A 16974-nucleotide genomic window follows, 5' to 3' on the forward strand; every position below is an offset into this window, starting at 1 on the left:
TCTTACTAACTTTTATCTAAAATTCCCTTGAATTCGCAACCATTCGACACAAGATTGCAACTACAACGATCCAAACGCCTATATCACGCGTAGACAGTGACCTTACTTGTTAACAACTTAGAATATCTTAGATAGTTTTTATCTTTGCACTAGGGTAGTCGCTTCTATATGATGCGCTCCTTTTTAAAATCAATAGTCAGCAGCCCTCAAGGGAATCAACATCATGTTAAAGCCATTATCAGCCAAAAAAGTAGCACTTAGCCTGGCCGTTTCTTCTGCACTTAGTGCACCCTATTCTTCTGTATTTGCTGCAGAACAAGATGTTCAAGCCGAAAAAAGCATTGAAGTGATTTCAGTAACAGGTACTCGCCGTAGCTTACGCAGTATTGCCGAAAGCTCAGTACCTGTAGATATTATTACCAGCGGTGATATGCAAAGTACGGGTCAGCTAGAAATAAGCCAAATACTAGCAAACCAAGTACCTAGCTTTAACTACCCAAGTGCCACTATGGGTGATGGTACTGACCATGCAAAACCAGCTGTTTTACGTGGATTAGCACCCGATCACACATTAGTACTTATAAACGGTAAGCGCCGCCATGCCGGTGCGCTATTAAACTTAGCAGGTGTTGTTGGTCGAGGCTCTACCGCTGTTGATTTGAACATGATCCCAACCTCTGCAATTAAACGTGTTGAAGTACTTCGTGATGGCGCAGCCGCACAGTACGGTTCTGATGCAATTGCTGGGGTAATTAACATTGTACTTAAAGATGCCTCAGAAGGCGGCAGCGTTAGCGTAACGTACGGTAAATACGATACTCAAATGGCTGGCGTACCTCAGCTAGAAAGCACCTACGCAGATGCAAACGGCGACTTAGCCTTTAATACCGGTGGCGACAGAGAAGTAAACGACGGTGCAACACGCACTGTCAGCGCAAACTCTGGTTTTGCGTTATCTGATAACGGCTTTGTAAACGTATCAATTGAATACCGCGATAACGACTCAACGCAGCGCTCAGGCTTTGACCCACGCGAACAATACAGCCGTCTTGATGATGGCAGCCTAGACCCACGCGAATTTACTATCGATCGTTACAACCACCGTTTTGGTAAAGCAGACCTTGAAGATTACGCGTTGTTTTACAACATGGGTTACGACTTTGATAACGGCTTAAACCTTTATTCATTTGGTAGCTACTCAAAGCGTGAAGGTAATTCAGGTGGTTTTTACCGCCGTGCAAAAGACAGCCGTAACGTTTTAGAAGTGTACCCAGATGGATTTTTGCCGCAGATTGAAACAGACGTACAAGACTACTCATTTGCACTGGGCTTAAAAGGCGAAACTAACGACTGGACATGGGATGTAAGTACCAACTACGGCCGTAACGACTTTGGCTTTGGTGTTGTAAATAGTATAAACACATCACTAGGTGCCGACAGCCCAACCGAATTTGACAACGGTGCACTGGTTTACGATCAGTTTTTAGTAAACGCAACAGCCAATACCACACTCGATTTAGGCTTACCTGATGACGTATTTTTTACCGTAGGTACTGAATACCGCCACGAAAGCTACAAAATAGAAGAAGGCGAAGAAGCGTCTTACATCACCGCACTTGATAGCGACGGTAACCCAATTGCAGCCGGTGGCGCGCAAGTACTTGCTGGTTTTGGACCAGAAAGTGCGACTGACGAAAGCCGTCATAACATCGCTTTATTTGTTGAGTTTGATACCTACTTAACAGAAAAATGGAACGTCGTTTTAGCGGGTCGTTATGAAGATTACAGCGACTTTGGCGACACATTTACCTCTAAACTTGCCTCGCGTTACAGCATTACTGAAAACCTATCGCTGCGCGGTGCAATTAGCACCGGTTTCCGTGCGCCATCTTTAGCGCAAAGCTCGTACCGCCAAATATCAACAGTACTTGAAAACAACCAACCATTTGAAGTTGGTTTATTCCCAACCGATTCAGCCGCAGCGCAAGCACTCGGTGCTCAGCCGTTAGATGCTGAAGAGTCAGTAAACGTTACTGCGGGCTTTATGTACACGCAAGGCAGCTTTAGCTTAACCGTTGATGCGTACCGTATTGATATTGATGACCGTATTGTATTGTCTGAAAACTTAGAGGGCGATGCCGTAGTAGAAATACTACAAAATGCCGGTGAGCTAAATACCGAAAGCGTACGTTACTTTACCAACGCTATCGATTCACGCACGCAAGGTGTAGATATAGTTGCCACTTATAACCTAGATTTAGACAACTTAGGTGATTTACGCCTAAACGTAGCAGCTAACTTTAACGACACCGAAGTAACACACGTAAACGACAACCCAAGCGAACTTAACTCACTAGGTGACGACTACGTAGTGTTTGCGCGTCGTGAAGTAGGTCGCTTTGAAGAAGGCACGCCAGATAGCAAATGGAACCTATCAGCAGTGTGGAACTTTAACGAATGGCAAACAACGCTTCGTGCCACACGTTATGGTGAAGTCGCTGACATATCAACTACAGCTGATCGCGATGAATACTTAGACCCTAAATGGATCACCGACCTAGAAGTGGCATACCGTCCAGACGAATATTGGAAATTTGCCGTTGGTGCAAACAACTTATTCGATCAGTACCCACAAGCAACCGTGGATAACATTGGTTACTCTGACTTTGGCCAAATATTCCCGTACACACCGTATGCACCTTACGGATTAGACGGGCGTTTCTTATACGGTAATATTACTTACAGCTTTTAATTTAAATTTAAATTTAATGAGTTAAATTAAAATCCGATATGGCATGCCATATCGGATTTTTTATATTTAAAAAATAGTAATAAAAATAACCATCCTAGCTATAATCAAATAAATTCAGCAATAACACCTTCAACATAAATTGCTAACTTTTTATTATTATTAAATTTTTTTTATATGATAAATTGATTATTAGGTTAATTTAGTTGCTAGTAAGTCATCAAAAAACAACTTAAAACGCCTATAATTAAACTAAGTACGCATAAATACCGTCTTTCTTTGGAGTGAAGTATGAGCTATAAAAACTGGTCAATATCAAAACAAATTGGTGCCCTAGCATTCACTTTAACGTTATGTATTTTTAGTTTAGTGGGACTATCTACCTATTTAATCTCGGCTAATACACTTTCTGAAAAAAGTGAAACTGCGATTAAGTCTGAAATAACCGCTATTTCAGATCTTTTAGAACTCCAATACGACAGCCTACTTGCAATAGCAAAACGCAATGCGACCGTATTTAAAGGTATGTACCCTGGTGAATTTAAAAAAAGCGATCAAAAAGTAATGGTCGTAGATACTATGGTTCCTATTCTTTTACATGATGGTGCACAGGTTAATAACAATATCGATATTGTTGAAAATTACGCTAAATTAACCGGAGGTAACGCCACGGTATTTATGCGAGATGGGGATGATTTTTTTCGTATTACTACCTCTTTAAAAAAGAGTGATGGGCAACGGGCTATTGGCACATACCTAGGAAAAAAACACCCAGGCTATCAGCCTCTTATGAACGGTCAAAGCTATGAAGGTTACGCTAAATTATTCGGCAACGAGTATATGACTGTTTACCAACCAATTAAAAATAAACAAAACCAAGTAATTGGTATTTTATACATAGGTTTTAATATAAACGATGCACTGGCATCGCTGAGAGAGTCTGTTAATAAAATAGTAATTGAAGAAAGCGGTAACTTATTTGTTTTCAGAAATACAAATGATGTAGTTATAGCGGGTAAAGAGGCCGCAGTTGACTCAAAAGTGAACTCCAAAGCACTTGATGGGCTTAATCTAGAGGCAATTAAAAAAGGTCTGTCATTAAAATACAATAGTGAAAATAACACCCCGATGTTTGCTTACAGTAAAACGGTACCTGGGTGGGATTGGACCTTACTTGGTCGTGTAAAAGAAAGCGAACTCACTGAAGAAAGCATAAAACTAATGGTAGTTAACAGCATAACGTCTGTTGGGGGGATCCTTGCTATCTCAATTTTACTTTTTTGGGTGCTAGTAAAAACACTTAAACCATTAAGACAGTTAACACGTAGCGTTGATGCATTAGGTAAAGGTGATTTGTCACAACATTTTTTAAATACCAACACAAATAGTGAAAATGAAATAGACCAAATTACCGCGAGTGTAAGCAGCATGTCGGTTGAACTCAAAAAACTAATACTCGCCTTACAAAACTCTGTAGTTGAGCTGGAAAAGCAAGCGGGCATCTCCAAAAAAATTGCACTCACTAACGGCAAAGAAGCACATGCAATGATGGGGCAAACAGATCTAATAGCCACCGCCATCGAAGAAATGTCAGTATCCATTAAAGATGTAGCCAATAACGCAAATGAAGGCGCTCAACGAACCCAACAAGTTGATGCAGAAGCTCAATTAGGTCGAACACAATTAACCCAAGTTGTTAATGATTTAATGCAACTAAGCCAACAGTTAAATGATAGCCATAACTCTGTAGAAAAAGTAAACACCGCGAGTAACGAAATAAGTAAAGTAACCGAAGTAATTAATGGGATTGCTGAGCAAACAAACTTACTAGCACTTAATGCAGCAATAGAAGCGGCAAGAGCTGGCGAACAAGGTAGAGGGTTTGCAGTTGTAGCCGATGAAGTTAGAACATTAGCGCAGCGCACTCAAAAATCAATTTTAGAAATTAGCCAAACAATTGAACAGCTACAAATACAAGTTACCGCCGCAACTAAACAAATGGAACAAAGCCGTCAGTTGGGTATTAAATCAGCTGAAGAGGGCGAAAAAACAGGAGAGCAACTTAACTTAATCACTCAAAGTATTGGTGATCTAACTCGCTCATCAAATAATATAGCTGAGGCAACAGATCAACAAAGCACCGTTGCTGCAGAAATCACTCAAAACCTACACTCTATAAGCCAACTCGCTAAAGAGGGTGAGTCTCGCACGCAAAGTACTGTAAATTCGGCAAGTGAACTAATGACATTAGCTGAAAAAATTAAGCAACAAATAAGCTACTTCAGAGCACATTAATACCACAGTTAAAGTTTCTAAATTAAACAAAGGATGCATCGCGCATCCTTTTTTATTAATAGTTAGTTATTTTAACCACTTATTAGTATTTAAACTTTCATAAAAAACCACCACCCTATATAAAACAACAGCTTACATTTCGGCCTCATTTTTGCTCTATATTGTTTATATAAATACAAACAAAAATACAAAGGACTAAACATGAGCTCATCAACTGTATCTAACATTACAAAACCACTTTCACTTATTGGCGGCATTTTATTATTAAGTGGCTGTGTATTTCACATATCGCCAAGCGTTGCCTCAGTAAAGCAAACTCAACAGCTATCACTGCCAAGCAATAATCTTGAATATTTAAATGTATTAAGCGGTGCAGGTAGCCTTGAAATAAAAGGCTCAAAAACGGCCACCAGCATTAGTGTTGATGCCACTATTTACACAGCCGACATTGAAGACGAATACGAGCTAACGCTGGAGCAAGACGGTAAACAAGCAAAGCTTGTTGCCCAAAATAAAAGCCGTAATGGTATTAGCTTTTACAGTGGTCAATCTCCAAGTATTAATTTAGTGGTTACTGTGCCAAGTAATCTAAATTTAGATATTGATGATGGCTCAGGCGACATTTTAATAAATGCTATGCAAAGCAATATTGATGTAAAAGACGGCTCGGGGGACTTAACTATAAGCGGTGCTAAAAACCTAACTGTTGACGATGGATCAGGTGAAGTAAACTTTGAAAACATCGCGGGTAATTTAGAATTAACCGACGGCTCTGGCAGCATTCATGTAAATAACGTAAGCGGCAATGCAACTATTGACGATGGTTCTGGCGAAATGCTCGTGAGCAACATAACCGGTTCGCTAAACGTTGAAGATGGATCGGGTGATTTAGTGATAAGCCATATAAGCGGTGCTGTTAATGTTGATGATAACTCTGGCGACCTGCTTATTGAGCATATTGGTTCAAGCGTAACAATTGAAGACGGTTCGGGTGATATTCGCGTTAATCATGCAAAGGGGCTGACTATTACTGAGTCGGGCTCGGGCGATGTAAGTATCGATAATATTAGCGGTTCAGTAAAAGTAGCTGACTAACTTTATTTAAGCGTTATTCAACTGCCATTTAATATACTTTATGCCCTATCAATCTGGGCATAAGGCACTTCCCTCAAAGTATAAATTATTTAAAAGCAGCACTGTTTCACGTTAACTATTTCCTAAAATAATGAAAATTTACTTATTTGATTTATTTTTTTGCTTTATAGCTAATTTCGGTACATATTAATATTCAACTTTTTAAAAGGATATTAATACTATGAAATGGAAACTCTTAATTCTAATCACTACTCTATTCACGCTTGTTGCATGTGGCTCTGGAGGTTCAGACTCCAAAACAGTAACTAAACCGCTCAGCACTAACACAAAGCCTATTGCAGTTATTACTACCGAGCAATCGGAGTTTAAAGTAAATACCACCCTCGTTTTTAGCGCAGCACAAAGTAGTGACCCCGATGGCGATGCACTCACCTATCAATGGCAATTAACCAGCAAAAACGAACAAGTAGAAATACCGATTACGGTTAATAATGAAAGTACCGTTGAGTTTTCAGTATCTGAAGCACAAGAGTACCAATTAGTATTAACCGTGAGTGACGGCAAGCTTTCAAGCACACCTGCACAAAAACAACTCACCGTTACTGCAAATACCCAACTAATTGCTAACGCAGGTAGCACACAAACCGTTAAACAAGGTGATGTTGTGCTTTTAAATGGCGCGCAAAGTAGCACAACCAGCGGCGCCATTAATCAATACAAATGGCAATTTATTACCAAGCCCGTAGCAAGTAATGCAACGCTTGAAAATGCGACTCAAGTTAAAAGCCAGTTTGTTGCCGACGAAATAGGCGAGTTTAAAGTTGAGCTTACCGTTACTAATTCACAAGGTGATACAGCAAGCACTGTCGTACTCATAAAAAGTGAATCGCTTAATTCTAACTCATCGCCACAAGCGGTTATTAACGTAGAAAACAATACAATTGCCCCAAATGAAGTTGTTACGCTTTATGGTAACCAAAGTACTGATCCCGATAAAAACGATACGCTTAGTTATGCTTGGGCAATTACATCAAAACCCGAGGGCAGCACGCCAGCTCTTTCAAACATGCAAAATCATACCGCTGGGTTTTCAGCGTCAACAGCTGGAGATTACACGCTTTCACTCACTGTTACCGATCAACAAAACGAAAGTGATACCGCATCAGTTACTTTAACTGTTACCACAAGTAATAAAGCCCCCGTTGCAACACTTGAATCCGAACGTGATATTACGTTAAACGAATCTACCACTTTGCAGTGCCAACAATGTAGCGACCCTGACGGAGATACACTGAGCTATAACTGGCAGTTACAAGCTAAGCCTGTAAAGAGTGCATCACAACTGACTAACAGCACATCAGCAACACCCTCTATTGTTGCCGATAAAGAAGGCGACTACGTTGTAGTACTCACAGTGTCTGATGGGCAATTAAGCTCAAACCAAGCAACCTCAGCACTGCATGCCAGTAGCAATAAAAAGCCTATCACTTTGGTAACTTATGAAACCTCTATAACGGTTGATGAACAAGTTTTACTTGATGCTTCCAATAGTTACGATCCAGAAGGCCAACCACTAAGCTACCAATGGGAAATCATTTCGTCGCAAGGCCAAGCAACGCTTAGCAGTAATACAATATCAAAACCAACGTTTAGCGCATCAGTCGAGGGGCAAGTGGTTATTTTGTTACGCACTAACGATGGCGTGCAGTACTCCGACACAAAAACCCTAACAATTGGTGTAATACAAAATGCACTGCCAGTAATTAGCTTCACGGGGGAGCAATCACGCTACGATGTAGTGGGCAATGCAGTTAAATTTGATGTAAGCCAAAGTTACGACCCAGAAGGAACCACTCTCGATTACGCTTGGACACTATCAGCCCCATCAGGCTCGAGCACCAGCTTAAGCAATGCAAACCAAAGTATTACCGAATTTATCGCCGATATGACAGGTAGTTACACGCTAACCGTTATAGCAACTGATGCTGATGGATTTTCAAAAAGTGTGCAATTTTCAATTACAGTAACCAACTCTGCACAACTTACCGGTCGCATTAAAGGGCTACTCACTAATGTGCAAAAAGCGGCTATAAGTAATGCACAGCTAACAATTAATGGACTGCAGTACACTACCAACACAAACGGCTTTTTTGATGAAGAGGTTAATTTAGCACAAGGTGAAAAAATAACGATAACCACCGCAGACGAAAGACTCGCAACAGGGGTATATAACTCTGTAGCAATTACGCAAAGCAACTTTACTGTGGATATAGGCCAAAATAGCATGCCCGTTTTACAAGCTGTTGAGGTTTCGGTATTTGTGTGTGCTGAGTTTTCAGGCCCCGACACCGTTAACTTACGCTTTAACATGGTAGATACACTTTTAGCGTCAGATAGCTTTCAATTTAGCTTTGATCAAACCAAACCACTTACTTTGCAAAAAAGCGGAAGTACTTACCTCGATAGCGAATTGGATATCGACCTACCTGCATCAGCAGAGTTTGAAGTAACAGCAATTGAAACAAGCGTTGAAAATACAATCAGCTCAAACATTACTATTTACCATTCTGATTCAGGCCAACCAAGCTCAGCAATTATAAGTATTTGTAATATTTAGCCCCCCAAATAAGCCCTTCAACATAAAGTGCTATTCTTAGCCCAGTAGTTATAACCATTAGTGTTATAACTACTGATAAATAAGCAACTTTGAGCCATATAATCCATTGTATTTTATAAGCAGCTAAGCCATTCTAAAAGCCTTGATGTTATTAGGATAAACGCGTGTTAGAAATTGCTTTAATTTACTTAGCAGCAGCCATTGTAGCTGTCCCTATTGCAAAACGAGTCGGACTTGGCTCAGTATTAGGTTATTTAATTGCCGGTATACTCATTGGCCCTTATGCGCTGGGTGTTGTGGGCGATCAAACCGATGTAATGCACTTCGCTGAATTTGGCGTAGTAATGATGCTGTTTTTAGTGGGCCTTGAGCTACAACCTTCGCGCTTATGGACATTGCGCCACTCTATTTTAGGGCTTGGCGGCTTACAGGTTGTGCTATCGGCAGCGGCTATTTTTGCGTTTTGTTATTGGTTTTTTGCCATGCATTGGCAAACCGCACTCGCCATTGGTTTAATGTTGGCGCTCTCCTCTACTGCTATTGTGTTGCAGAGCCTTGAAGAAAAAGGCTGGCTAAAGCAAGAAGCCGGACAAAACGCGTTTTCGGTATTGCTGTTTCAAGACATCGCAATTATTCCTATTTTAGCCCTATTGCCACTGCTTGCATTTGCCCCGCAAACTAGCACAAAAGAAATCAGCGATTCGATTATTGCGAACTGGCCTGTATGGCAACAAGTATGTGTATCGGTTGCGGTTATTGCCGCTATTATTGCCGGCGGTAAATATGTATCGGCCCCGTTATTTAGATACATTGCCCAAACGCACATGCGTGAAATATTTACTATTTTTGCACTGTTTTTAGTGGTCGCTATTGCGCTGGTTATGCAAAGTATTGGTTTATCGCCTGCGCTGGGTACTTTTTTAGCGGGTGTGGTACTTGCCGAGAGTGAGTTTAGACACGAATTAGAAGCCGATATAGAACCCTTTAAAGGCTTACTTTTAGGATTGTTTTTTATAACTGTTGGCGCATCAATTAACTTTGAACTGCTATTTAACGAGTTTAGTACTGTTATAGGCTTAGTGGTTTTACTCATTGTGGTTAAAGCCTGCATTTTATTTGCCCTTGCCGTTACCTTTAAAATTAACAGTAAACAGCAATTATTATTTGCCTTAGCGCTTGCCCAAGGGGGTGAGTTTGCTTTTGTACTGTTAAGCGTAACCACCACCTTAAGTATTTTAACGCCCGAGCAAACCAGCCTTGTTACCTTAGTTGTGGCGGTATCAATGCTAATAGCGCCGTTATTACTTATGGTTTATGAGCAAATACAAAAACGCAGCAGCAGTGCTCTGCCTGAGTTTGATAAGCCAGAGCAAATTAGCACCGCTAAGCACGTAATTATTGCGGGCTACGGACGTTTTGGCCAAATTATGGGGCGTTTACTGCACGCGCAAGGCTACGAAATAACCGTACTTGATCACAGCCCTAGCCAAATAGAATTACTACGCCGTTTTGGCAATACCGTATTTTATGGCGATGCCGCACGCCAAGAACTCCTTGAAGCCGCAGGCGCGCACACCGCGCAAATGCTGGTAATTGCAATTGATAACCCCGATAAAACCATTGAGATAATTAAGCTCGCGCATAAAAACTACCCGCAGCTTAAAATAGTTGCTCGCGCAATCGACCGCCGCCATGCGTATCAGTTACTTAATTTAAAAGTAGATGCGTTTAACCGAGAAACAGTCGACTCGGCCATTAACCTTGCCGTAGAAGCACTCGAGTTACTAGGTAACACTAAGCAAGATGCAGAGCGTGCTGGTAAGCTATTTAGAGACCACGACCGCGCTGCAGTACTGCAACTTGCTGCGTTATGGGGAGACGACGCCAGCTACGGCGTAGCCGTGCGCCAACGCATGGAAGATTTAAAACAAGTTCTGCAACAAGATAAACAAGCACAAAGCGATTTAAATACCTGCGATAGCGGCGATTGCGAAGACGGCTTAACAGAAGTAGCGAGTAAACCTAAAAAGCCTGATGATGCTCATCTTGAGTAGCGTCTAAAAACTGATATGTGCTATTAGCGTGAGTTAATAGCACTGTGAATAAGCGCCACAATCAAATAAGTTATCTGAAAGCATAGCTGTACTTTTTAGTTAGTGTTCAAAGCGCTTATATGTTCCACGCCAATCTGAGTGTTCAGGATATTTAATCTTATAAGCATTTATTTCAGCCTTAGAAGCGTACTGAAAATAGATAGAGAAATAGTCACTTATGTAGCTTTCGCCGTCACCCATTCTCCAAAATATATCGCTCGGATGATAATTTGGAAATTTAATCCAAGGCGGTTTTGGCGGAGTATGCTTTAACTTATTTTCATAACGCTCTTTAAGCATTTTATTCCAAGCAGCTCTATGCTCTAGATACTTGCCCCATTTTTCATCGGTAGTGTTAGCTGGTTTTTCACTTCCCATTGATGGAATAGGTATAAGCATTAAAATAAACACTAAGACGGTGTAAATATTTATAAAATGACGCATGACTAAATATGAGCTTTAATAAATGCTTTTAGTTCTTCTTTTTCGGCTTCGTTTGTAAATGTGCTAGCTGGGATTATTAAAGCCAATAACTTGTCTACAAATATATATAAATCGCCTTTATTTTCTTCCATTGCTTCAACGGCTTGCCATTTATAAAAGTAACTTCCAAGATGATTAGTCTCGCGAATGCCATCAGCTTGAAATTCAATTGTTTTATTGCCAATCATTACGCCATTTTCATTGGGGATTGATTGCTCTTTTAACTTATGATTATTGTATAAAAATACAATAATTAATATTAAAAATGGCACTGCTACAATTAACCCACTTGGCCAATGAAAGTCAGAAAGGCGAATAGACTCGACCTGAAAGATAGTCATAAAAACAACAGTTATTACAAACCAAACAATCACATTTTTTATAACTCCTGAGTCTTTTTTACCTTGAGGCGTACACAACCTTTTTATTGCAAAATCAGCATAGTCGGTATAATTCTTTTTAGTAACAGTGATAGATTTGATCATAAAAAATGAATCCTAACTTTGTTTAAACATAGCGAACTACTTAAGCTATATAAATATAAGACCAAACAAAACCCGAACAAACTATTTCAAGCGCTTTGATCGACGTTTAAAAATAATTTAATAATTCGATCTATTTTAGTGGTGGTGGGGGCGCGATGATCATTTCTGGTTGATTTGCTCTGAGTAACTCTTTTAAATTTAACTGTATTCTTTCACCACACATTACAATTCCTTTTTTGTCTTTTGTTGTTGAATAACCAAGTACTATATTTAATGAATCTAATCTCTCAGGATTAACTTGAAAAAATACCTTGTAATAACCTTCATAACTATTAGCTTCAGTAAAATCCAAGTCTGCTAATAAAGTATCTTTTATCACTACTGTAAATGACGTTAAATAATAGTCTTTAAATATCTCAGGTACGTAGACATCATAGCCAACAAAGTTACCTACGCTATAGTCTTCATTTATTTTTGCAAAAGAGGCTGATTGGCCTAGTTCATCATTGCCGCAGGCAAATAATAAGCTAGTCCATAAAAAACATATAACTAAAAGTACTCGCATTTAAGTTCCAATATAACAGCGTTGCTAATAAGTACTTTTTCAAGCGTCCCTATTGCGTGGACTTCTATTAGTATCAAATAGCGTAAGTTATTGCGAACTATAAATAATTAGCAGCATGCGGTGCTTATTTATAAGATGAGGCGATTATTCGAAGTATTGTTTAGGCGGAAGTATTTAAAATTCACTTTATTTTAGAGGGCGGTTGGTAGCTCACCACAGCTTGCTGATTGAAGTATAAATTTACCCCCAACACAGCAAGCTTGTCCTACGCCACATTTAAACTCAACTAAAACCTAGTGGTGATGTCCGCCTTGAATAGCCTCGCCCTGCTGGTTGTAAAAACCTGTTGCGCTGTGTTCTATAAAACCAAGGTTTATCATTTTAGCCAAAAATGGGTCGCCTTCGTTATCGCCAATGTCGGCGTAATCGGTGGTTTGAAAGCGATCCCACTGTGCAAATTGAGCAGTAATTAATGGCATCTCAGTGCTTACATTATTAAGGTTAAGTAAGGTAGTTGTTTGGCTTTTTTTGTTACTGATACTAAATGTTTTTACTAATTTTGAATGCGTAAAAAAGGCAAGGTTAAAGTCGTTGCCATTTTCGCTCAGTGTATAGTTTTTTACTTCATCGCAGCCGCTGCCTTGGGTGCTTACTAGGGTCATTTTTTCGATTAGATGGTTATCCACCAGCTGGTTTTTAGCACTCCAGTTTTGTACGCCGCGTACCTCAGATGGTTGGTATTCAATACCGCGTTGCTGGGCATTAAAGTAACGTATTGGTCGTATTTGATTATTAGCTAAGTGCTGCCAAAGCTCGGTGATTACTTCACTTTGATGCGCTACTTGCTGGTTGTTTCGCCAAAGGGTAAGTGACTCGCTACTTTGCTGCGCTTTATGGCTGTTGGTAATTTTATAATCCGCTTTTAATTGCTTGGCATCAATATCACATTGCGAGGCAAAGCTACTTGTACTTACAAGCGTGGCAATTATTAATAACGCTTTTTTCATTTAGCTATCTCTTATTTATATTTCAAGTTTATGGCAATAACATAACGATTATAAATGTCAGTTTAATGACAAAAACCCCGCACAGTATGCGGGGTTTTTTATTTAGATATATTTAACTAAATTTATAACTAGCCGGTATTTATTGCGCTAGTTTTTCGTCTGCTGTTTTTACAAAGTCAGCTGCAAAGTCCATTACATGGAATAAAAAGCTTTGCTCGTTTGTGCCTGTTACCAAGTGTGCACCTGGGCCCATTGCATAAACGCCAACATCTTCACCGGCATGTGTTTCTGAGCCCATTGGTACCAGTGCTTCTTGATGAAAACCAGGTGTTGTTGTATCGACATCTGTTAAATCAACACGCCCTGTAACCGGTGCAAAGGCATAACCTGCATCGGCATCAGTCTCGCTACCTAGGTTTCTAAAGCCACCACCATTGGTGTAACCAACCGTTGTATAAGGCATATCATCGGCAGCTAAGCTTGGCTCAGTTGCACCTACTGCAACCACTTTACCTAAAATTGGGTTACCGCGTTTAGGGTAACCGGCAATGGTAAATACATGGCTGTGATCGGCAGTTACAACTATTAATGTTTCTTCTGGGTTGGTGTTTTCCATTGCCACTTTAACGGCTTTGGCAAGCTCAATAGTGTCGTTTAACGCGTTATAAGCGTTACCCGCATGATGCGCGTGGTCAATTCGACCCGACTCAACCGTTAAGAAAAAACCTTGCTCGTTGTTATCAAGCACGCTTATTGCTTTTTCAGTCATTTGTGAAAGCGAAGGTTCGCCTGCAACATCGTTTACGCGGTCAGCTTCGTACTGCATGTGGGATTCGTTAAATAAGCCAAACACTTTAGTGGCGTCGTCACTTATTGCATCAAAACCGGTTTGATCCATTACGTACGTGCCATTTGGATATTGCGTTTTCCACTCTGCGGTTAAGTCGCGGTTATCGGTTCTATCCCCTTCAACAGCACTTACTGCATCGGCTGAATTAAACGTGGCATCTTTTGGTAAAAAGTGACGACGACCGCCGCCCATTACTACGTCAATACCGTCTACATCAACACCACTAAAGCGTGCTTCTAGGTTGGCTTCAAAGTTAACTAGTTGCGATGCAATATCTTCACACGTTGCGGCACTTTCTGGCATATCGGAGATATCTTCCCAATTACGCTCTGCCGATTTAGCATACGTTGCAGCTGGTGTTGCGTGAGTAATACGCGCTGTAGAAATAATTCCTGTTGCTTTGCCTGCAATTTCAGCAAGCTCTAACGAGGTAACAAGTTCGTGCCCTTTGCCTGAAGCACAATTACCGCGTTCAACCGCTTCATCAATACCAATAACGCCTGCGTCGGTTTTAACACCCGATGCCATTGCGGTCATAGTGCCTGCCGAATCTGGCGTTTGCGCATCTACGTTGTATGTTTTTACAAAGCCCGAAAAAGGCATAGTTTCAAAGCTTAACTGGTGATCTTCACCCATTTCGCCCTCTAACTGACCCGCTAAAATACGTGCTGCGGTTATGGTAGAAATACCCATACCATCGCCCACAAATAAAATAACATTTTTAGCTTTGCCTGATTCAGTAACAATGTTGCTGCTGGCTGTTTGTGCAGCACCTAATTTTGTTTGTGCTTCACTAAACCAAGTATTACTAGTGAGCGAGGCTAACTGCTCGCTTGTTAACGACGTTGCAGGTGCATTACACACTAAATTAGTTGAATTAACTTCGTCGCTATCTAGCACGTCGTTATTATTGATATCTGCGCCTACTTGCGTCTCTACACCGCCATTAATGCACTGCTCAGAGCCCACAGCAATAGCGTTATCTACTGCGATAATATTATTTTCATTTTTGTTATCGTCACTCGAGCAACCTGCTAGCGCGACCATTACTGCCAAAGAAAGTACCGTTAATTTGTTCATGTTAGCCGCCATTATTGCTGAGTTAGTTCAAGAGCTTGATTAATTAAATGAAATACAACGTTTTGTTCAATTACGCCCTGTGCTAGCTGAGCACCAGGACCTTTAGCATGTAAAGAGATGTCTTCACCTGCGTGTGTTTCTGACCCCATTGGTACAGTTGCTTCTTGGTGAAAACCTGGGGTTGTTGTATCAACGCCATTTAGCTCAACACGCCCTGCTACAGCAGCACTTGTGTAGCTTGCATCAGCATCAGTCTCGTCGCCTAAATTTCTAAAACCTAAACCATTTGCGTAACCGACTGTGGTGTACGGCATGTTGTCGGCGGCTAGGCTTGGGGTAGTTTCACCTACGCCAACTACTTGGCCTAAAATTGGATTACCACGCTTAGGGTAGCCAGCAATAGTAAATACATGGCTGTGATCGGCGGTTACTAAAATAAGGGTTTCTTCTGGATTAGTGTTATCTACCGCAGCTTGCACAGCTTTAGCAAACTCAATGGTGTCGTTAAGCGCGTTGTATGCATTACCCGCATGATGCGCGTGGTCAATTCGACCCGACTCGACTGTTAAGAAAAATCCGTTATCGTTTTTACCAAGCACTTCAATTGCTTTAGTGGTCATATCGGTAAGCGAAGGCTCGCCCGCTACATCGTTTGCGCGGTCAGCTTCGTACTGCATGTGGGATTCGTTAAATAAACCAAATACTTTAGTGGCGTCATCCGCTATTGCATCAAAACCCGTTTGATCCATTACGTACGTAGCATCTGGGTATTGTGTTTGCCACTCAGTCACTAGGTTACGCTCGTCAGTACGGTCGCCTTCTATAGCACTTACTGCATCTGTTGAATTAGCTGTTTCGTCTTTTGGTAAAAAGTGACGACGACCGCCACCCATTACAAAATCAAGACCGTCTACGTCGGTACCTACAAATCGTGCTTCTAGGTTTTTTTCAAAGTTAACCAGTTGCGATGCAATGTCTTCACAGCCACCCGTTACTGCATCTTCTGGCATATCGGAGATATCTTCCCAGTCGCGGTCAGCCGATTTAGCATACGTTGCAGCAGGGGTTGCATGGGTAATACGTGCTGTAGAAATAATACCGGTAGATAGCCCTTTAATTTCAGCCAATTCAGTCGCGGTAATTAGCTCGTTACCTGCCACTGTTGAGCACACGCCGCGTTCAATATCTTCATCTACACCAATAACGCCCACATCGGTTTTTACACCGGAAATAATAGCCGTCATCGTGCCTGCTGAATCAGGAGTTTGAGCATCTACGTTATACGTTTTAACTTGTGCAGAGTATGGGAACTCTTCAAAACTTAAATAACCTTCTTCGCCAGATTGGTTATTACGCTGCCCTTGTAAAATACGCGCGGCGGTAAGTGTAGAAATACCCATGCCATCGCCCACAAATAAAATGACGTTTTTAGCTTTAGTGGCTTGTGTAGCCTGCGCTTGTGCTGTTTTTGTTGTTAGTTTAGTCTGCGCAGCGCTATACCAGCTGCTGTCTTTTTGGCTTTGCGGTAGTACATCAGCATGGCTAACTGCGCTAAACGCAAATGTTAGCGCGATTGCCGCAGCGACTTTTTTAATTTTCATCCGTAATTCCCATTGTTTAGTGGTTATTTTTTGAAATGTGTAAACACAAAAAAG

11 protein-coding genes are annotated in these 16974 nt (G+C 40.9%); 5 read left to right on the plus strand and 6 right to left on the minus strand.

Annotated elements, in window-relative coordinates:
• Positions 1-223: 223 nt before the first annotated feature.
• The 5 genes from H5159_RS08880 to H5159_RS08900 all read left to right on the plus strand — a co-directional run bounded on the left by H5159_RS08880 (position 224) and on the right by H5159_RS08900 (position 10810).
• The gene (locus tag H5159_RS08880; RefSeq protein WP_029753253.1) at positions 224-2752 is read left to right on the plus strand and encodes a TonB-dependent siderophore receptor; all 2529 of its coding nucleotides are present in this window, start codon (positions 224-226) and stop codon (positions 2750-2752) included.
• A gap of 288 nt (positions 2753-3040) precedes the next feature.
• On the plus strand, positions 3041-5044 hold the full coding sequence (locus H5159_RS08885) for a methyl-accepting chemotaxis protein (protein ID WP_024596101.1): 2004 nt from the start codon (positions 3041-3043) through the stop codon (positions 5042-5044).
• A 201-nt stretch (positions 5045-5245) separates the two neighbouring features.
• On the plus strand, positions 5246-6139 hold the full coding sequence (locus tag H5159_RS08890; RefSeq protein WP_024596102.1) for a hypothetical protein: 894 nt from the start codon (positions 5246-5248) through the stop codon (positions 6137-6139).
• 220 nt (positions 6140-6359) lie between these two features.
• Positions 6360-8756: a PKD domain-containing protein gene (locus tag H5159_RS08895; RefSeq protein ID WP_024596103.1), complete on the plus strand. Its 2397-nt coding sequence runs from the start codon at positions 6360-6362 to the stop codon at positions 8754-8756.
• A 164-nt stretch (positions 8757-8920) separates the two neighbouring features.
• Positions 8921-10810, plus strand: a complete 1890-nt coding sequence (locus H5159_RS08900; RefSeq protein WP_182780162.1) for a monovalent cation:proton antiporter-2 (CPA2) family protein — start codon at positions 8921-8923, stop codon at positions 10808-10810.
• A gap of 99 nt (positions 10811-10909) precedes the next feature.
• Here the strand turns inward: H5159_RS08900 and H5159_RS08905 are convergent, their stop codons facing one another.
• The 6 genes from H5159_RS08905 to H5159_RS08930 form a co-directional block, all read right to left on the minus strand.
• Entirely contained in the window at positions 10910-11293 is a 384-nt protein-coding gene (locus tag H5159_RS08905; RefSeq protein WP_182780163.1) for a hypothetical protein, read from the minus strand.
• Between the two features lie 2 nt (positions 11294-11295).
• The gene (locus H5159_RS08910; protein WP_182696065.1) at positions 11296-11817 is read right to left on the minus strand and encodes a YcxB family protein; all 522 of its coding nucleotides are present in this window, start codon (positions 11815-11817) and stop codon (positions 11296-11298) included.
• 130 nt (positions 11818-11947) lie between these two features.
• Positions 11948-12382 carry a hypothetical protein gene (locus H5159_RS08915; RefSeq protein ID WP_182696066.1) on the minus strand — a complete coding sequence of 145 codons (435 nt, stop codon included), beginning with the start codon at positions 12380-12382 and terminating at the stop codon, positions 11948-11950.
• 293 nt (positions 12383-12675) lie between these two features.
• Positions 12676-13389: a hypothetical protein gene (locus H5159_RS08920; protein WP_182780164.1), complete on the minus strand. Its 714-nt coding sequence runs from the start codon at positions 13387-13389 to the stop codon at positions 12676-12678.
• Positions 13390-13528: 139 nt separating this feature from the next.
• Complete coding sequence (locus tag H5159_RS08925; RefSeq protein WP_182780165.1) at positions 13529-15319, minus strand: alkaline phosphatase; 1791 nt, start codon at positions 15317-15319, stop codon at positions 13529-13531.
• An 11-nt stretch (positions 15320-15330) separates the two neighbouring features.
• Positions 15331-16920, minus strand: a complete 1590-nt coding sequence (locus H5159_RS08930; RefSeq protein ID WP_182780166.1) for an alkaline phosphatase — start codon at positions 16918-16920, stop codon at positions 15331-15333.
• Positions 16921-16974 lie beyond the last annotated feature (54 nt).

Source organism: Pseudoalteromonas sp. SG43-1, from assembly GCF_014164415.1.
GTDB lineage: Bacteria > Pseudomonadota > Gammaproteobacteria > Enterobacterales > Alteromonadaceae > Pseudoalteromonas > Pseudoalteromonas distincta.